Source organism: Rhizobacter sp. P5_A1, assembly GCF_056400745.1.
On sequence record NZ_JBFUKR010000016.1, the window covers coordinates 63587 to 80721 of the forward strand.

Below are 17135 nucleotides of genomic sequence, written 5' to 3' on the forward strand. Positions count from 1 at the left end.
ACTTGTTGGCTGATTTTCCACGGCGCGCGCTGCGCAATGCGATATGAACTTCCATGCATAGGGTGCAACTGGCCTACACCTTGTCCGACGAGCGGCAGCCGGAACGCGCGTTGCACCATCCGCTGCTCGCGATGCTCGCCGCGGTGCACGCGACCGGCTCGATCTCGGGCGCCGCGCGCCGGCTCGGGCTTTCGTATCGCCACGTCTGGGGTGAGCTCAAGCGCTGGGAGGTCGAGCTCGGCCAGCCGCTGGTGTTGTGGGCGAAGGGCCAGCCGGCCACGCTCGCGCCGTTCGGCGAGAAGCTGCTGTGGTCGGAGCGGCGCGCGCTGGCGCGGCTCGCGCCGCAGATCGAGGCGTTGCGCAGCGAGCTCGAACGCGCGTTCGCGCTCGCATTCGACGACAGCGCCGGCGTCGTCACGCTGTTCGCCAGCTTCGACGAGGCGCTGCCGCGCCTGCGTGATCGCCTCGGCCCGCAGCTGCACCTCGACCTCGAATTCACCGGCAGCGTCGACGCGCTCGCCGCGTTGAACGACGGGCGCTGCCTGCTCGCCGGCTTCCACGCGCTGACCGCGGCATCGCTGCGCTCGCCGACCGCGCGCACCTACCGCAGCCTGCTGAAGCCCGGGCGCCACAAGCTGATCGGCTTCGCGCGGCGTGCGCAAGGCCTGATCGTTGCGCCCGGCAACCCGTCGGCGATCGGCGCGGTGCGTGATCTCGCGCGTGCCGGGCTGCGCTTCGCGAACGGCCCGCGCGGCAGCGGCACCCGCGTCGTGCTCGACGAACTGCTGGCGTCCGCGCGGATCGCAAGCTCGCGCATCGAGGGGTTCGAACGCGGCGAACGCTCGCACCAGGCCGCGGCCGAGGCTGTCGCGAGCGGCCACGCCGACGCGGCTTTCGGCACCTTGCCGGCCGCGCAGGCGAAGGGGCTGGACTTCGTGCCGCTCGTGCACGAGCAGTACTTCCTCGTCACGCTCGCCGCGCACCTGAAGCACCCGCATGTGCTGAGCCTGCTGGAGGCGCTGCAGTCGCCCGCGTGGCGAGCGGCACTCGACGCGATCCCCGGCCACGCCGCCGAGCGCTGCGGCGAGGTGCTGTCGCTGCGCCAGGTGCTGCCGTGGTGGAACTACCGCAAGGAAAAATCCGCTACATCGAAGTCGCGAGCGGCAGGTTCAGCAGCAGGTTCTGGGGCTTGAGCTTGAGCGTGCCGTCGGCGGTCATCGCAAGTCCCAGGTAGACCGGCTTGCCGGCGACATCGGTGCGCATCTCGCCGGGGTTCGCGAAGTCGAGCCGGAACAGGCTGACCAGGCGCTGCAGGCGGTCCGCCTCGACCGGCCGGTCTTCGTACAGGTCGTTCAGCAGCGCGGTCGATTCGACATCGAGGCCGAGGTGCCAGCGCCAGGCGTCGTCGTCGATCTTCTGCAGCGGCGTGATCGTGACCTGCACGCCGAGCAGGTGCGCGACCCAGCGCTCGAGCACGCGCGCGAGTGCCTTCAGCCCCGAGTGCGCGCGGGTCAACGTGAACATCAGGCCATGGCCGACTTCGTTCGAGACTTCGTGCGTCAGGTCGAGCACGAACACGTGGCGCGCACTGCGCGGCCAGTACTCGGCGGCGTTGTCGGCGCCCAGCACCGTCATCTGCAGCGCGGCCATCGGCGCATTGCTCTGCACGAGCAGGCGGCCGAGATCGCCGAAGCCGGCGGTTTCGTTCAGCAGGTCGATGGTCGCGAGGTCGGCGGCGAGCAACCGGCCATCGGTCAGCGTGAGGCGCTGCGGGCGGAACAGCATCTCGGCGGCGCGCGCCTCGAACGCGTCGCCGCTCGCGTCGAGCAGGTGCCGCACGATCGCCTGCACGATGCGTTCGACGAAGGCCGGCGGGATCGTCACGCGGCCGCTGCGCATCAGGCCGAGGTAGTAGGCCTCGAGCGTGCCGGCGCCGAGCAGCGCGTCGCGGAATGCGAGGAACATCCGGTAGTTGGCGCGCGCATCGGCGTCGCCAATCGCGTCGAGTTCGGCGCCGGACACGCGCCGCGAGGGCGACGCGAGCAGCGCGTCGTGCAGCGCGGTCTCGGCGGCGCACGATGCCTCGACCAGTGCGAGCTCGGGCCCCTCGAGCCACGGCCGCAGCCAGGCGTCGGTCGGCCGCAGCCAGCCGCGCGATGTCGGTTCGAGGTGGGCATGACCGCTCGCGGGCCAGAAGTCGTGCATGTCGGAAGGAATGAAGTCGGCAGGATGGCGCCGCGCGCCATTATCGGAGCGTGGGTTGGCGCGCCCCGCATACACTGCCGGCGCGCGTTCGTTCGCGGCCTCCCGAAACAACTTCTCACGACCCTCGCGACCATGAACGTGATCGGCTTCTGCGGCTATTCTGGTTCCGGCAAGACCACGCTGGTCGAGCAGCTGATCGTGCGCCTGAAGCTCGCCGGGCAGCGCGTCTCGGTCGTCAAGCACGCGCACCACGCGTTCGACATCGACCACGAAGGCAAGGATTCATGGCGGCATCGGAACGCCGGCGCGTTCGAGGTCGTGATCGCATCGGACCGGCGCCTCGCGAAGATCCGCGAGTTCGAGACGCGCGCCGATCCGACCGTGCACGACCTGATCGACGAGCTCGCCGGCTGCGACTGGGTGCTGGTCGAAGGCTTCAAGCGCGCCGCGCTGCCGAAGATCGAGATCTGGCGCGCTGCGACCGACAAGCCGGCGCAGTATCCGCAGGACCCGCACATCGTGGCGATCTGCACCGACAGCGCCACGCAACTGCCCGAGCCGACCGGTCTGCCGGTGCTCGACCTGAACGATGTCGAAGCGGTGACGGCGTTCCTGCTCACGCACGCCGAACGCTTCGCGTATGCGAAGCCGGCGACGGCCGACTAGGGCCTAGGCGATTCTCGCGATGTCGCGCAGCACGGTCGGGCCGGCGCGGCGCTCGATCTCGGCGAGCAGCGGCTTGTTCCAGCCCATCATGAACAGCGCCTCGGCGGTCACGAACATCGGGCCGACCAGCAGGCCGACGATGTCGTCGACGAAGGCCGGTTTGCGGCCCTCGTACCAGTGGCCGACGAACTGGATCACCCAGCCGACGATGAAGCTGCCGACGCCCCAACCGAGCCACGCCGCGGTGCTGCCGTACGCGACCTGGTGCGCGCCGAGCAGCAAGCCGCCGACACACGCACTCACCGCGATCCCGAGCACGAGGTTGCCGCGCGTCAGGTACCAGGCCGTGCTCAACGCGAACGCGATCCAGGCCGGGCTGAGCGCGAGGCCGCCGAGGCCGAAGGCCGGACGTGCGAGCAGCACGCCGATCGCGAACACGATCATCGGCACGCCGATGAAGTGACTGACGATGTTGCGTTGATCGCGGTGGTATCGGGCGTACCCGCTGAGCAGATCGGTGGCAGCACGCATCGCAGTCTCCATCGGTGGTCTTGCTGTGTGAATGTTAGGCGAATCGCTATGCAGGCGCCACCGGGGGGGCCATGGCAACGGGGGGGCGCCGTGACGCGATCCCTACAATCCGTGCATCTTCCGCAGGGGCGCGCATGAGCATCAAGAGCGACAAGTGGATCCGCCGCATGGCGGAGACCACCGGCATGATCGAACCGTTCGAGCCGGGGCAGGTCCGCGCCGACGAGGCCGGGAACCGGATCGTCAGCTACGGTACGAGCAGTTACGGCTATGACATTCGCTGCGCACCCGAGTTCAAGGTCTTCACGAACATCTACAGCACGGTCGTCGACCCGAAGAACTTCGACGAGAAGAGCTTCGTCGACATCCACGCGGATGTCTGCGTGATCCCGCCGAACAGCTTCGCGCTGGCGCGCACGATGGAGTACTTCCGCATCCCGCGCAACGTGCTGACGATCTGCCTGGGCAAGAGCACCTACGCGCGCTGCGGGATCATCGTCAACGTGACGCCGTTCGAGCCCGAATGGGAAGGCTTCGTGACGCTCGAGTTCAGCAACACGACGCCGCTGCCGGCCAAGATCTACGCCGGCGAGGGCTGCGCGCAGGTGCTGTTCTTCGAGAGCGACGAGGTCTGCGAGACCAGCTACAAGGACCGCGGCGGCAAGTACCAGGGCCAGCGCGGCGTGACCCTGCCGAAGACCTGACAGCGCGCGCTACCATCGCCTCACGCGACGGCCGGCGCATCGACCTGCGGCGCGTGAGCAGCCAAGGAGCAGCGCGATGAGGATGGATGGTCAGGAAGAGAGCTCGAACGTCGAGGATGCGCGCGGATCGGACGGCGGCGGGGGCGGTGGCTTCAGATTCGGTGGCGGTGGCGGCATCGGCCTGGGCACCGTGGCGATTGCGCTGGTGGCGGGCTGGATTTTCGGCATCAACCCGCTTCAGGTGCTGGGTCTGCTCAGCGGCGGCGGAACGCCGATGCAGCAGAGCGCACCCCGGCCGGCCGCGCGGCCGCCGGCCGGCGACACGCAGGCCAGATTCGTTTCGCAGGTGCTGAGCAGCACCGAGCAGGTCTGGACCGACGTGTTCCGCGATGCCGGCCAGACCTACCAGCCGCCGAAGCTGCGCCTGTTCAGCGACGTCGAACCGACCGGCTGCGGCCAGGGCGATGCGGCCATGGGCCCGTTCTACTGCCCGGCCGACCGCAAGGTCTACCTCGACATGTCGTTCTTCAACACGCTGAGCCAGCGCCTGGGCGCACCGGGCCAGTTCGCACAGGCCTACGTGATCGCGCACGAGGTCGGCCACCATGTGCAGAACCAGCTCGGCATCAGCGACAAGGTCGACGCGGCGCGCCAGCGCGGCAGCCAGGCGCAGGCCAACGCGATGAGCGTGCGCCTCGAGCTGCAGGCGGATTGCTTCGCCGGCGTCTGGGCCAAGCGCTCGCAGGCCGTCAGCACCTGGCGGCTCGAGCAGGGCGACATCGAGACCGCGCTGAACGCCGCATCGCAGATCGGCGACGACACGCTGCAGCGCAAGTCGCGCGGCGCGGTCGTGCCCGAGAGCTTCACGCACGGCACGAGCGCGCAGCGCGTCGGCTGGTTCAAGCGCGGCTTCGAGTCAGGTAGCCCGGATCAGTGCAACACCTTCGAAACCCGCCAGCTCTGAGCGGCTCGGGCCGGCGCCGGGCCGCCATGGACCACGAAGAGGTCCACCTCGTGGACCTCAGCGGCCCGAGTTCCCCTCGGGGGGCGACGCCGCACGCGTCTTGGGGCCGTCATCTGAGCGCGATGATCCAGTCGCAGCGCAGCCGCCGCTTGTTGTGCAGGTGGCGGCGCAGCGCGACGTAGAGCCCGGGCACGAACAGCGCGCCGATGCAGGCCAGCTCGGCCCACGAGAGCTCGAGCAGCAACGCGGTCGGCGCGCCGATCCAGCCGAGCAGCCAGATGGTCAGCACCAGGTCCCAGAGCGCCTTCTCGACCGGGTGCCGGCGGCCTTGCCGGAAGTGCCAGACCTTGAGTTCATGAAGTTGTGCCAGCGTCATCGAAGCCCCCGATGCGTTCCGAGCCCCTGACTTCACTGTAGTCCGCACCGACGCGTCGGGAAAGCCCCCAGCTTGACGGCGCGTCAGCGCGCGCGCAGCGCCGACGCGGCAAGCAGGCTCAGCGCGACCAGCGGCAGCCCGACGCCGAACGCCCAGCGGATGCCGAAGGCCTGCGCGACGTGGCCGAGCAGCGGCGGTCCGAGCAGGAACGCGACGAACGAGATCTGCGCCAGTGCGGCGACGTTGGTGGCCGGCGCGCGGTCGGTGCGCTGCGCGGCCGCCGACATCGCGAGCGGGAAGATCGCGCTCGTGCCGATGCCCATCAATGCGAAGCCGAGCAGTGCGAGCCAACCCGCCGGCGCCATGAACACCAGCAAGGTGCCGGCGCCGAGCACGCCCAGCAGCACGCGCGCGACCGCGACCGGCTGATGGCGCTCGACGAAACGATCGGCCAGCAGCCGTGCGATCGCCTGGGCCAGCGCGCCGGTCGCGACCGCGCCGCCGGCCACGAACGGCGTCGCGCCGAACACGTCGCGCATGTAGATCGCCGACCAGTCGGCGCCGGCGCCTTCGAGCACCATCGCCGACAGCGTGACCGCGACCAGCAGCAGCACGCCCCGGGTCGGCCGCGCGACATGGGCCGGCGCGGCGCCGGCGGACCCACGGTGCGGCGCCGCGTCGAAGCGGCCGAGCAGCAGCGCGATCCCGGCCAGCTCGACCGGCACCACCAGCGCCAGATGCGCCTGCGGCGAAACGCCGAGCTGCGACAGCAGCGCGCCCAGCAGCCCGGCGGCGAAGAAGCCGATGCTCCAGAAGCCGTGCGCCCGGTTCATGAAGCGCCGCCCGGCCTGGTGCTCGGCGCGATCGGCCTCGAGGTTGACGATGATCTCGATCGCGCCGATGCACAGGCCGGCCGGGAACAGCAGCGCGAACAAGGTCAACGGGTCGGCCGCAGTCGACGCGATCGCGTAGCAGGCCGGCAGCAGCGCCATCAGCCCGAGCAGTGCCTGCCGGTGGCCGAGGCGCGCCAGCAGGCGCCCGCCGAAGCTCAGCGACACCATCGTGCCGCAGGCGGCGCCGATCAGCGCGAGCCCGAACGGCCCTTCCGCGACGCCGAGCCCGCGCTGAATCTCCGGCAGCCGGGGGAAGATGCCGCCCATTCCGAACGCGTACAGGAAGAACGCGGCGTAGATGCGCCACGCGAGCGGCAGCGCCAGGCCGGACCGTCGAAGCACCGATTCGGGCAACAGGCGCTGCAAGATGGGTCAGGTCGGGTAGGTGCCCGGCAACAGCACCCCGCGGTCGACGGTGCGGATGTCGGTGTGGCCGCAGAAGGCCATCGTGATCTCGAGTTCCTTCGCGATGATCTCGAGCGCGCGCGTGACGCCGACCTCGCCCATCGCACCCAGGCCGTAGAGGAACGAGCGGCCGATCAGCGTGCCCCGGGCACCGAGCGCGACGGCCTTCAGCACGTCCTGCCCCGAGCGGATGCCGCCGTCCATCCAGACCTCGATCATCTTGCCGACCGCCTGCACAATCGCCGGCAAGGCCTCGATCGACGACGGCGCGCCGTCGAGCTGGCGCCCGCCGTGGTTGGAAACGATCATCGCGTCGGCGCCGCTCTCGACCGCGAGGTGCGCGTCTTCCGCGTCCATGATGCCCTTCAGGATCAGCTTGCCGCCCCAGCGCTTCTTGATCCATTCGACATCGTTCCAGCTCAGTGCCGGGTCGAACTGCTCGGCCGTCCAGGAGCTCAACGACGACAGGTCGCCGACGCCTTTGGCGTGGCCGACGATGTTGCCGAAGCTGCGCCGCTTCGTGCCCAGCATGCCCAGGCACCAGCGCGGCTTGGTCATCAGGTTGAGCAGGTTGGCGAGCGTCGGTTTCGGCGGCGCGCTCAGGCCGTTCTTCAGGTCCTTGTGGCGCTGGCCGAGGATCTGCAGGTCCAGCGTCAGCATCAGCGCGCTGACGTTCGCGGCCTTGGCGCGGTCGATCAGGCGTTCGATGAAATCGCGGTCCTTCATCACGTAGAGCTGGAACCAGAACGGCGCGCGCGTCGCCGCCGCGATGTCCTCGATCGAGCAGATGCTCATCGTCGAGAGCGTGAACGGGATGCCGAACTTCTGCGCCGCGAGCGCGCCGAGGATCTCGCCATCGGCATGCTGCATGCCGGTCAGACCCGTCGGCGCGATCGCGACCGGCATCGCGGTGTCGATGCCGACCATCTGCGTGCGCAGCGTGCGGTTCTCCATGTTGACCGCGACGCGCTGGCGCAGCTTGATCTTCTGGAAGTCGCTCTGGTTCGCGCGGTAGGTGCTCTCGGTGTACGAGCCCGAATCGGCATAGTCGTAGAACATGCGCGGCACGCGCTTCTCGGCGAGCACGCGCAGGTCTTCGATGTGGGTGATCACGGGCATGGGCGCTCCCTCGTTATTTTCGGACTGGACGATGCAACGCGCGCGTGCGGCGCGCCGGCTGCGCACTCTACGGCATGCGCGCGGCTGGCGGCTCAGGGCGGCGGCGGGGCGTCGAACAGCGGCAGGTTGTAGCTGGCGGCCGGCTCGCGCACGCTGGCCGGCAGCACCCCGCCGGTGTGCAGCGGCGCGACGAGCTCGGACAGTGTCGCGAGTGCGCCGGCGCGCACGCCGAGCAGGCGCAGCCGCCGTGTCAGGTCGACGCGTTTCAGGCATTCGCCGGCGGCGCGGCGGATCGTGCGCGCGTCCATCGTGTGCGCCGGCAGGCTCAGGTCGCGCGTGACGATCCTGAAATCGTCGAAGCGCAGCTTGATGCCGATCGTGCGGCTGGCGTAGCCCTTGCGGGTCAGGTCGCCGGCGAGCTGCACGCACAGCTCGGTGAAGATCTCGCCGAGCACGGCGCGGTCGCGCACCGCGTGCAGGTCGCGCTCGAAGGTGGTCTCGCGGCTGATCGACTTCGGTTCGCTGAAGGTGACGACCGGCCGCTCGTCGCGCCCGTGCGAGGCCGCGTGCAGCCACGCGCCGAAGCTCTTGCCGAAGTGCTCGATCAGGAACGAAGGCTCGGCCGCGGCGATGTCGCCGACGGTGTGCAGCCCGAGGCCGGCCAGCTTCTCGCTCGCCTTCGGGCCGATGCCGTTGACCTTCTTCGCGGCCAGCGGCCAGATGCGGGTCGCGATGTCTTGCGGGCCGAGCAGCGTCAGGCCGTTCGGCTTGTCGAGCTCGGAGGCGAGCTTGGACAGCAGCTTGTTCGGCGTCACGCCGATCGAGCAGGTCAGGCCGCCGGTGGCCTCGAACACCGCGTCTTTCAGGCGCTGCGCGATCGCGCGGCCGGCGTCGAGCTGCGCGCCGGGGGCGTCGCTCAGGTCGATGTAGATCTCGTCGACGCCACGGTCTTCGACGACCGGCGCGACGCTGCGCACCGCCGCCTTGAACAGGCGCGAGTACTTGCGGTATTCGTCGAAGTCGACCGGCAGCAGCACCGCATCGGGCGCGAGCTTGGCGGCCTTCATCACGCCCATCGCCGAGAACACGCCGAGCGCGCGCGCCTCGTAGGTGCTGGTCGTGATCACGCCGCGGCCGGTGTACTCGCGCAGCAGCGCGTACTCGCGTGTGCCGTCGGCCCGGGTGACCGGCTGATGCCGCCGCCCACCGCCGATCACGACCGCACGGCCGCGCAGATCGGGGTAGCGCAGCAGCTCGACCGACGCGTAGAACGCGTCCATGTCGAGATGGGCGATCAGTCGCTGCGGCATGCTTCGATTGTGCCGGGGTGCTGTGATTGTGTACAGTATTCGCGCCGGGCCGCCCGAAGGGGTCGCGTCGCCACGCTGCCACAATCGTCCGCAACCGGCGCGGTTGCCGCAGGAGTCGCCAGTGCAGGGCGTTGAAGTCGCGAACGTGGACACGGCGCAGATGCGCCACGCCGGCCGCGAGCTGCTGTCGCTGGCGCTGATCGACGCGCGCAACCACAGCCTGCGCTGGGCCGCGGCCTTCGAATCCGCTGCGCCGGGCGGCGCGGCGCCGCTGCTGTGGGAACTGGGCCGGCTCGGCTGGTTCCAGGAGTACTGGATCGCCCGCAACGTGCAGCGCCAGCGCGGCGAGCGCTGCGATGCGAGCCGGCCGAAGCTGGCGTCGATCCTGCCGCAGGCCGATGCGCTGTTCGAGGCCGCGAGCCCCATCCCGTTGCCCGATCTGCAGACGGTCCGCCAGTACCTCGTCGACACCCTCGAGACCACGCTCGAACTGCTCGACGCCGCGGCCGGGGACGACGACGCGCTGTACTTCTATCGCCTCGCGCTGCTGCGCGAGGATGCGTGCGTCGAGCGCTTCGCACAGCTGTCGCAGGCCCTGGCTTTCGACACCGCCCTGCTCGGCCCGTTGGCGACGCGGCCGGTGCGCCCGCCGCTGCTGTTTCCCGCGACGCGCTGCCCGCTCGGCAGCGCGCCGGGTGGCTTCGTGCCCGATCGCGAGAAGTGGGCGCACGAGGTCGCACTGCCCGAGTTCGAGATCGATGCGCAGCCGGTGAGCTGGGCGCAGTACGGCGAGTTCGTCGAGGACGGCGGCTATGACGACCGGCGCCACTGGAGCGACGCCGGCTGGGCCTGGGTGCAGGCCCAGGGGCGGCGCACGCCGCGCTTCGTCGACCAGATGCGCCATGGCGTGCTGCAGCAGCGCTTCGGCAAGCTCGTGCGCGTGCCGCTCGCGCAGCCGGTCGTGCATGCCAGCTGGTTCGAGGCCGACGCCTGGTGCCGCTGGGCCGGCCGGCGCCTGCCCGGCGAGGCCGAGTGGGAAGCCGCGGCGCTGCAGGGCGCGACACGCGGGCTGCGCTGGGGCGAGGTGCGCGAGTGGACGGCCGGCACGCTGCGGCCGTATCCGGGCTTCGTTGCCGCCGCACCCGGCCAGGATCCGGACGCCGGCGCGCCTGCTGCAGACACGCCGCGCGTGCTGCGTGGCGCGTCGTTCGCGACCCGTGGCCGGCTGCGCAGCGCGACCGCGCGCGACGCCGCGGCGCCCGGCAGCGACGACGGCTTCTTCGGCTTTCGCAGCTGCGCCATCTGAGCGTGTCGGGGCTTCGCGGCGCGGGCCCCGTTCTCTGCCGCCCAGGCTCCTAGGGAAACCCCGCGCTGTGCGTGGAGCCGCCATGCTCGAACAATGCCCCAAGCGTCGATCGAGCGCGACCCACCGGCCTACCCGCCCTTTCACAGGAGACTCACCGTGAGCGTTCCCATTTCATTGACCGTCAACGGCCAAGCCGTCAGCGTCAGCGTCGACCCGCGAACGCTGCTGGTGCAGCTGCTGCGCGAGAACCTGCAACTCACCGGGACGCACGTCGGCTGCGACACCGCGCAATGCGGGGCCTGCACCGTGCACCTGAACGGCCGTGCCGTGAAGTCGTGTTCGATGCTGGCCGCGCAGGCGCAGGGCGCGCAGATCACGACGATCGAGGGCCTGGCCCAAAACGGAACAATGCACCCGATGCAGGAGGCGTTCCGCGAGTGCCACGGTCTGCAATGCGGCTTCTGCACGCCGGGCATGGTGATGTCGGCGGTGCAGCTGCTGGCCGACAACCCGAAGGCGACCGAAGCGGAGATCCGCGAGGGTCTGGACGGCAACATCTGTCGCTGCACCGGTTACCAGAACATCGTCAAGGCGATCCAGTTCTGCCAGTCCGGCGCCAAGGTCGCGTCGTCCACCGCGGCCTGAGGAGCACACCATGACCGACATGTCCGTTCCTCCTCTCAGCCCGATCGGCCAGCCGCTGCGCCGCCGCGAAGACGCGCGCTTCCTGACCGGCGCCGGCCAGTACACCGACGACGTCGTGATGCACGGCCAGACCTTCGCCGCGTTCCTGCGCTCGCCGCACGCGCACGCGCGCATCCGGTCGATCGACCTCGATGCCGCGAAGGCCGCGCCCGGCGTCATCCGCATCTTCACCGGCGCCGACCTCGCCGATGCCAAGGTCGGTGGCCTGCCGTGCGGCTGGCTGATCCACAGCAAGGACGGCTCGCCGATGAAGGAGCCGCCGCACCCGGTGCTGGCGCAGGGCAAGGTGCGCCATGTCGGCGACCAGATCGCGTTGGTCGTCGCCGAGACGCTGCTGCAGGCCAAGGACGCGGCCGAGCTGATCGTCGTCGACTACGACGAGCTGCCCGCGGTGATCGACATCACGCAGGCCGAGGGCCATGCGGGCACGGTGCACGACGAGGTCGCGAACAACGTCTGCTACGACTGGGGCCACGGCAACAAGGATGCGGTCGACGCCGCGTTCAAGACTGCCGCGCAGGTCAGCACGCTCGACATCGTCAACAACCGGCTGATCCCGAACGCGATGGAGCCGCGCGCGGTCAACGCGAGCTACACCAAGCACGACGAGAGCTACACGCTGTACGTCGCGAACCAGAACCCGCACGTCGAGCGGCTGCTGATGTGCGCGTTCGTGCTCGGCCTGCCCGAATCGAAGGTGCGCGTGATCGCGCCGGATGTCGGCGGCGGTTTCGGCTCGAAGATCTTCCTGTACCCGGAAGACGTCGCGCTGGTCTGGGCCAGCAAGCATGTCGGCCGGCCGATCAAGTGGACGGCCGATCGCAGCGAGGCCTTCCTGACCGACGCGCACGGCCGCGACCACGTCACGAAGGTCGAGCTCGCGATGGACGCGAAGGGCATGTTCCTCGCGCTGCGCGTGAAGACGATCGCGAACATGGGCGCGTACCTGTCGACCTTCGCGTCGAGCGTGCCGACGATCCTGTACGCGACCCTGCTCGCCGGCCAGTACAAGACGCCGGCGATCTACGCCGAAGTGAAGGCGGTGTTCACGAACACCGCGCCGGTCGATGCGTATCGCGGCGCGGGGCGGCCCGAGGCGACCTACGTCGTCGAGCGCATCGTCGAGCAGGCCGCGCGCGACCTGAAGATGGACCCGGCCGCGATCCGGCGCCAGAACTTCATCACCGAGTTCCCGTACGCGACGCCGGTCGGGCTGACCTACGACATCGGCGACTACGCCGCACACCTCGACAAGGCGATGGCGATGGCCGAGGTGGCCGGCTACCCGGCGCGCAAGGCGGCCTCGAAGGCGAAGGGCAAGCTGCGCGGCCTCGGCTACAGCTGCTACATCGAGGCCTGCGGCCTCGCACCGAGCAACATCGCCGGTGCGCTCGGCGCCCGCGCCGGGCTGTTCGAGGCCGGCGAGGTGCGCGTGCACCCGACCGGCACCGTGACCGTCTTCACCGGCTCGCACAGCCATGGCCAGGGCCACGAGACGACATTCGCGCAGGTCGTCGCGGCCAAGCTGGGCATCCCGGTCGAGAACGTCGAGATCGTCCACGGCGACACCGGCCGCGTGCCGTTCGGCATGGGCACCTACGGCAGCCGCTCGCTCAGCGTCGGCGGCACCGCGATCGTCAAGGCGGTCGACAAGATCATCGCGAAGGGCAAGAAGATCGCCGCGCACCTGCTCGAAGCCGCCGACACCGACATCGAGTTCGAGAACGGCGTGTTCAAGGTCGCCGGCACCGACAAGTCGGTGCCGTTCGGCAGCGTCTCGCTGACCGCCTACGTGCCGCACAACTACCCGCTCGACAAGCTCGAGCCGGGCCTGAACGAGAACGCGTTCTACGACCCGACCAACTTCACCTACCCGTCGGGCACCTACATCTGCGAGGTCGAGGTCGATCCCGAAACCGGCAAGGTGCAGATCGAGCAGTTCGTCGCGGTCGACGATTTCGGCAACATCGTCAATCCGATGATCGTCGAGGGACAGGTGCAGGGCGGTGTCGCGCAGGGCCTGGGCCAGGCGATGATGGAAGGCTGCGCGTACGACCCGCAATCGGGCCAGCTGCTGACCGGCTCGTACATGGACTACGCGATGCCACGCGCCGTCGACGTTCCCAACGTCAACATCAGCAACGTCGTCACGCCCTGCACGCACAACCCGTTGGGCGTGAAGGGTTGCGGCGAGGCCGGCGCGATTGGCTCGCCGCCGGCCTACATCAACGCGCTGACCGATGCGTTGGGTGTCAAGGACATCGCGATGCCCGCGACCGTCGAGCGCGTCTGGCGCGCCGCGAACAACGTCGCCTGATCGCAGCGTGTAAAAGGAGAACCTCACATGTATGCATTCGACTACCAGCGCCCGGCCAACCTGGCCGACGCGAAAGCCGCCCTCGGCAGCGACGCGCGCTACCTCGCCGGCGGCCAGAGCCTGATCCAGGCGATGAAGCTGCGCCTGTCGCAGAGCGAGACGCTCGTCGACCTCGGCGCGATCAAGGACCTGAAGACGATCCGGATGGACGGCGCGAACCTCGTGATCGGCGCGATGGCGACGCACGCGTCGGTGGCGGCCTCGAGCGAGGTGCGCAAGGCCTGCCCCGCACTGGCCGAGCTGGCCGGCGGCATCGGCGATCCGATGGTGCGCAACATGGGCACGATCGGCGGCTCGATCGCGAACGCCGACCCGGCCGCGTGCTATCCGGCCGCCGTCGTCGGGCTGAACGCGACCATCCAGACCAACCAGCGCACGATTGCCGCCGATGCGTTCTTCACCGGCCTGTACGAGACCGCGCTGCAGCCGGGCGAGCTGATCACCGCGGTCAGCTTCCCGCCGGCGCAGAAGGCGGCCTACGTGAAGTACCGCCAGCCGGCATCGCGCTTCGCGCTGGTCGGCGTGTTCGTTGCGCAGACCGCCGGGGGCGTGCGTGTCGCGGTGACCGGCGCGAAGGGCAGCGTCTTCCGTGCCGCGCAGATCGAGGCGGCGCTGGCGAAGAGCTTCACGCCCGAAGCCGCGAAGGGCGTGAAGATGCCGACCACCGACATCAACGGCGACATGCACGGCTCGGCCGAGTACCGCGCCGCGATGATCAGCGTGATGGCGTCGCGGGCGGTTGCCGCAGCACTCGCCCGATAGGATGACCGCAGCGCCCCTGGCCGTGCCCGATTCGGTCGACGCGGTCGTCGCGTTGCTGGCCACGGAGAACTACGTCTGTGACCGGCGGCTCGCGACCGCGCTGTTCCTCAGCCTGAAGCTCGCACGGCCGCTGTTCCTCGAGGGCGAGCCGGGCGTCGGCAAGACCGAGCTCGCGAAGACGCTGGCCGCGGCGCTGAACACAGCGCTGCTGCGCGTGCAGTGCTACGAAGGTCTGGACATCGCGCAGACCGCGTACGAGTGGAACGTCGCGCGCCAGATGGTCGAGATCCGTCTGGCCGAGGCGGCGCATGCGATCCACGGCGAGGGCGATCGCGAGCGCCTCGCGCACACGCTGTATTCACGCAGCATGCTGATCGAGCGCCCGCTGCTGCAGGCCCTGACGCAGACCCGCTCGCCAGTGCTGCTGATCGACGAGCTCGACCGCGCCGACGAGCCCTTCGACGCGTTCCTGCTCGAGGTGCTGGCCGAGAACCAGCTGACGATCCCCGAGTTCGGCACCGTGAAGGCCGATGCGCCGCCGATCACGATCATCACCAGCAACCGCACGCGCGAGATCCACGATGCGCTGAAGCGGCGCTGCCTGTACCACTGGGTCGATTTTCCGACGGTCGAGCGCGAGCTCGAGATCGTGCGGCTCAAGGCGCCTGGCGCGGCCGACCGGCTCTACCTGCAGGTCGTCGAGTTCGTGCAGCGCATGCGCCGGCTCGATCTGTTCAAGGCGCCGGGCGTGGCCGAGACGATCGACTGGACCAACGCGCTGGTCGCGCTGAACGCGATCCGGCTCGACCCCGCGACCGTGCACGACACGCTCGGCGTGCTGCTGAAGTACCAGGACGACATCGTCAAGCTGCAAAGCGGCGACACCGCGAAGCTGCTCGACGAGCTGCGGGCGCGGGCGCTCTTGGAGTGATGGACGATTCTCAGCGCGAGCGGGCCGAGCGCCGGGCCGCCCCAAGCCGGCCCGCATCCCCTCGGGGGATCGGTGAAGGTACCCCTTCACCGAGGGGCACCATGTTCGCCGAGAACATCGTCCACTTCGCGCGGATCCTGCGCACCGCCGGCATGCCGATCGGGCCGGATCGCGTGCTCGCCGCGATGGCCGCGGTCGAGCAGGTCGGTCTGACCCGGCGCGACGACGTGCATGCCGCACTGAGCTCGGTGATGCTCGACCGCCACGAGCAGCAGACCCTGTTCGACGCCGCGTTCGATGCCTTCTGGCGCGACCCGAAGCTGCTCGAACAGATGATGCTTCTGCTGCTGCCGAAGGTCAGCGGCCGCGGCGAGAAGGCGGTGCCGCCGCGCGCGAACCGGCTCGCCGAAGCGCTTGCCGCGCCGCGGCCCGCGCTGCCGCCGAATCCGGCGAACACCACCGCGCCCGAAGAGCTGAGCTTCGACACCACGTTCACGTTCTCCGACCGCGAGCGTCTGCAGCAGGCCGATTTCGAGAGCATGACCGCGGCCGAGTTCGAGCTCGCGAAGAAGCTCGCCGAGCAGTTGCCGCTGCCGGTGCAGGCGGTGCGCCGGCGCCGTCACGAGCGCGCCTTCAACGATCAGAACGGCGCCGCGCTCGACCTGCGCGCGACGCTGCAGCGCATGGCGCGCCAGCCGCACACGCTGCTGCCGGCGTTCACGCGCCCGCGCCGCGAATGGCCGACACTGGTCGTGCTGCTCGACATCTCCGGCTCGATGGAGCGCTACGCCCGGCTGCTGCTGCACTACGTTCACGGCCTGACGCGCCGCTACCTGAGGGTGCACACGCTGACCTTCGGCACGCGCCTGACCAACATCACGCGCAGCCTGAAGCAGCGCGATCCGGATGTCGCGCTGCAGCTTGCCGACGCGCAGGTGCACGACTGGAAAGGCGGCACGCGGATCGCGACGTGCCTGGACGAGTTCAACCGCGTCTGGGCGCGCCGGCTGCTCGGCTCGAACGCCGCGGTGCTGCTGATGACCGATGGCCTGGACCGCGACGAGCACGGCGACCTCGCGCGCACCGCGCGCCAGCTGCGCCGCATGGCGCACCAGATCGTCTGGCTCAACCCCTTGCTGCGCTTCGACGGTTTCGAGCCGCGCGCGGCCGGCGTGCGCGCGCTGCTGCCGAACGTCGACCGCTTCCTGCCGGTCCACAATCTCGCCAGCCTCGCCGACCTCGGCAGGGCCTTGCGCACGCCGACCATCGCTCCCTCATCACTTCTGGCATAACCACACCCCATGGAACTCCAAGGCGAACGACTCATCCCCGCCAGCGTCGACAAGACCTGGGCCTCGCTGAACGACCCGGAGGTGCTGAAGGCCTGCATCGCCGGCTGCGAGTCGCTGGAGCGCACCGGCGACAACACGATGGTTGCGGTCGTCGCGTTGAAGGTCGGTCCGGTCAGCGCCCGCTTCAAGGGCAACCTCGCGATGACGAACGTCGTCGCGCCGACCGCGTACACGATCAACTTCGATGGGCAGGGCGGCGTCGCGGGCTTCGGCAAGGGCTCGGCCGATGTCGCGCTGACCGCGCAGGGCGATGCGCAGACGCTGCTGAAGTACACGGCGCGCGCGACCGTCGGCGGCAAGATGGCGCAGATCGGCTCGCGGCTGATCGACGCGACCGCCGGCAAGATCACCGAGGATTTCTTCAAGGCCTTCGAGGCACATCTGCAGGCCGGCGTTGCGCCGTCGGCCGAGGTCGCGCCGGCGCCGGTCGCCGTGGCCGCCGCCGATGGTGGCATCGCCAAGCTCTGGTGGCTGATCGGCGCGGTCGTCGTGCTCGCGATCGTCTATTTCATGATTCGCTAGAAGCGAG

17 protein-coding genes are annotated in these 17135 nt (G+C 69.8%); 11 read left to right on the forward strand and 6 right to left on the reverse strand.

All coding sequences use genetic code 11. The annotated features are described in order from the left end of the window. The first annotated feature begins 53 nt into the window (after window positions 1–53). Entirely contained in the window at window positions 54–1193 is a 1140-nt protein-coding gene (locus AC1DTW_RS17810) for a substrate-binding domain-containing protein (protein ID WP_477982638.1), read from the forward strand. Here the strand turns inward: AC1DTW_RS17810 and AC1DTW_RS17815 are convergent. Next, window positions 1144–2205, reverse strand: coding sequence for a DUF6352 family protein (locus AC1DTW_RS17815; RefSeq protein ID WP_477982639.1), 1062 nt, complete (start codon window positions 2203–2205; stop codon window positions 1144–1146). The two genes, AC1DTW_RS17810 and AC1DTW_RS17815, sit on opposite strands and share 50 nt — an antisense overlap. Window positions 2206–2229: 24 nt before the next feature. On the opposite strand from AC1DTW_RS17815, the gene mobB reads away from it, so the two are divergent. After that, window positions 2230–2871, forward strand: a complete 642-nt coding sequence (mobB, locus tag AC1DTW_RS17820; RefSeq protein WP_477982640.1) for a molybdopterin-guanine dinucleotide biosynthesis protein B — start codon at window positions 2230–2232, stop codon at window positions 2869–2871. Between the two features lie 3 nt (window positions 2872–2874). On the opposite strand, the gene AC1DTW_RS17825 is transcribed toward mobB, so the two are convergent. Continuing rightward, window positions 2875–3402, reverse strand: a complete 528-nt coding sequence (locus AC1DTW_RS17825) for an Mpo1 family 2-hydroxy fatty acid dioxygenase (RefSeq protein ID WP_477982641.1) — start codon at window positions 3400–3402, stop codon at window positions 2875–2877. 134 nt (window positions 3403–3536) lie between these two features. Here AC1DTW_RS17825 and dcd point away from each other — a divergent pair, with 134 nt between their 5' ends. Together dcd and ypfJ are read left to right on the forward strand one after the other, a co-directional pair. After that, entirely contained in the window at window positions 3537–4106 is a 570-nt protein-coding gene (dcd, locus tag AC1DTW_RS17830; RefSeq protein ID WP_477982642.1) for a dCTP deaminase, read from the forward strand. A gap of 76 nt (window positions 4107–4182) precedes the next feature. Then, a complete protein-coding gene (gene ypfJ, locus AC1DTW_RS17835; RefSeq protein WP_477982643.1) occupies window positions 4183–5070 on the forward strand; it encodes a KPN_02809 family neutral zinc metallopeptidase in 888 nt (295 codons plus the stop codon). 109 nt (window positions 5071–5179) lie between these two features. On the opposite strand, the gene AC1DTW_RS17840 is transcribed toward ypfJ, so the two are convergent. The 4 genes from AC1DTW_RS17840 to dinB form a co-directional block, all read right to left on the reverse strand. Beyond that, on the reverse strand, window positions 5180–5446 hold the full coding sequence (locus AC1DTW_RS17840; protein WP_477982644.1) for a hypothetical protein: 267 nt from the start codon (window positions 5444–5446) through the stop codon (window positions 5180–5182). Window positions 5447–5529: 83 nt separating this feature from the next. Next, a complete protein-coding gene (locus AC1DTW_RS17845; protein WP_477982645.1) occupies window positions 5530–6705 on the reverse strand; it encodes an MFS transporter in 1176 nt (391 codons plus the stop codon). Window positions 6706–6711: 6 nt separating this feature from the next. Then, window positions 6712–7863 (reverse strand): alpha-hydroxy acid oxidase, encoded by a 1152-nt coding sequence (locus tag AC1DTW_RS17850; protein ID WP_477982646.1) that lies wholly within the window; start codon window positions 7861–7863, stop codon window positions 6712–6714. Window positions 7864–7955: 92 nt separating this feature from the next. Then, the gene (gene dinB, locus AC1DTW_RS17855; protein ID WP_477982647.1) at window positions 7956–9173 is read right to left on the reverse strand and encodes a DNA polymerase IV; all 1218 of its coding nucleotides are present in this window, start codon (window positions 9171–9173) and stop codon (window positions 7956–7958) included. A 121-nt stretch (window positions 9174–9294) separates the two neighbouring features. Between dinB and AC1DTW_RS17860 the strand changes: the two genes are divergently transcribed. From AC1DTW_RS17860 to AC1DTW_RS17890, 7 genes are all read left to right on the forward strand, one after another. Further along, window positions 9295–10479, forward strand: coding sequence for an SUMF1/EgtB/PvdO family nonheme iron enzyme (locus AC1DTW_RS17860; RefSeq protein WP_477982648.1), 1185 nt, complete (start codon window positions 9295–9297; stop codon window positions 10477–10479). A 156-nt stretch (window positions 10480–10635) separates the two neighbouring features. Then, complete coding sequence (locus AC1DTW_RS17865; RefSeq protein ID WP_477982649.1) at window positions 10636–11124, forward strand: (2Fe-2S)-binding protein; 489 nt, start codon at window positions 10636–10638, stop codon at window positions 11122–11124. Between the two features lie 10 nt (window positions 11125–11134). Beyond that, a complete protein-coding gene (locus tag AC1DTW_RS17870; RefSeq protein WP_477982650.1) occupies window positions 11135–13501 on the forward strand; it encodes a xanthine dehydrogenase family protein molybdopterin-binding subunit in 2367 nt (788 codons plus the stop codon). A gap of 27 nt (window positions 13502–13528) precedes the next feature. Next, the gene (locus AC1DTW_RS17875) at window positions 13529–14323 is read left to right on the forward strand and encodes an FAD binding domain-containing protein (RefSeq protein ID WP_477982651.1); all 795 of its coding nucleotides are present in this window, start codon (window positions 13529–13531) and stop codon (window positions 14321–14323) included. Between the two features lies 1 nt (window position 14324). Next, window positions 14325–15254: an AAA family ATPase gene (locus tag AC1DTW_RS17880; protein WP_477982652.1), complete on the forward strand. Its 930-nt coding sequence runs from the start codon at window positions 14325–14327 to the stop codon at window positions 15252–15254. Window positions 15255–15355: 101 nt separating this feature from the next. Then, entirely contained in the window at window positions 15356–16546 is a 1191-nt protein-coding gene (locus AC1DTW_RS17885) for a vWA domain-containing protein (RefSeq protein ID WP_477982653.1), read from the forward strand. Between the two features lie 9 nt (window positions 16547–16555). Beyond that, a complete protein-coding gene (locus AC1DTW_RS17890; RefSeq protein WP_477982654.1) occupies window positions 16556–17128 on the forward strand; it encodes an SRPBCC family protein in 573 nt (190 codons plus the stop codon). Window positions 17129–17135: the final 7 nt, after the last annotated feature.

What these genes read in the sequence shown, in the direction of transcription:
- AC1DTW_RS17810 (WP_477982638.1), top strand. Translation starts at nt 54, where the DNA reads ATGCATAGGGTGCAACTGGCCTACACCTTGTCCGACGAGCGGCAGCCG.
- AC1DTW_RS17815 (WP_477982639.1), bottom strand. Translation starts at nt 2,205, where the DNA reads ATGCACGACTTCTGGCCCGCGAGCGGTCATGCCCACCTCGAACCGACA.
- mobB (WP_477982640.1), top strand. Translation starts at nt 2,230, where the DNA reads ATGGCGCCGCGCGCCATTATCGGAGCGTGGGTTGGCGCGCCCCGCATA.
- AC1DTW_RS17825 (WP_477982641.1), bottom strand. Translation starts at nt 3,402, where the DNA reads ATGCGTGCTGCCACCGATCTGCTCAGCGGGTACGCCCGATACCACCGC.
- dcd (WP_477982642.1), top strand. Translation starts at nt 3,537, where the DNA reads ATGAGCATCAAGAGCGACAAGTGGATCCGCCGCATGGCGGAGACCACC.
- ypfJ (WP_477982643.1), top strand. Translation starts at nt 4,183, where the DNA reads ATGAGGATGGATGGTCAGGAAGAGAGCTCGAACGTCGAGGATGCGCGC.
- AC1DTW_RS17840 (WP_477982644.1), bottom strand. Translation starts at nt 5,446, where the DNA reads ATGACGCTGGCACAACTTCATGAACTCAAGGTCTGGCACTTCCGGCAA.
- AC1DTW_RS17850 (WP_477982646.1), bottom strand. Translation starts at nt 7,863, where the DNA reads ATGCCCGTGATCACCCACATCGAAGACCTGCGCGTGCTCGCCGAGAAG.
- dinB (WP_477982647.1), bottom strand. Translation starts at nt 9,173, where the DNA reads ATGCCGCAGCGACTGATCGCCCATCTCGACATGGACGCGTTCTACGCG.
- AC1DTW_RS17870 (WP_477982650.1), top strand. Translation starts at nt 11,135, where the DNA reads ATGACCGACATGTCCGTTCCTCCTCTCAGCCCGATCGGCCAGCCGCTG.
- AC1DTW_RS17875 (WP_477982651.1), top strand. Translation starts at nt 13,529, where the DNA reads ATGTATGCATTCGACTACCAGCGCCCGGCCAACCTGGCCGACGCGAAA.
- AC1DTW_RS17880 (WP_477982652.1), top strand. Translation starts at nt 14,325, where the DNA reads ATGACCGCAGCGCCCCTGGCCGTGCCCGATTCGGTCGACGCGGTCGTC.
- AC1DTW_RS17885 (WP_477982653.1), top strand. Translation starts at nt 15,356, where the DNA reads ATGTTCGCCGAGAACATCGTCCACTTCGCGCGGATCCTGCGCACCGCC.
- AC1DTW_RS17890 (WP_477982654.1), top strand. Translation starts at nt 16,556, where the DNA reads ATGGAACTCCAAGGCGAACGACTCATCCCCGCCAGCGTCGACAAGACC.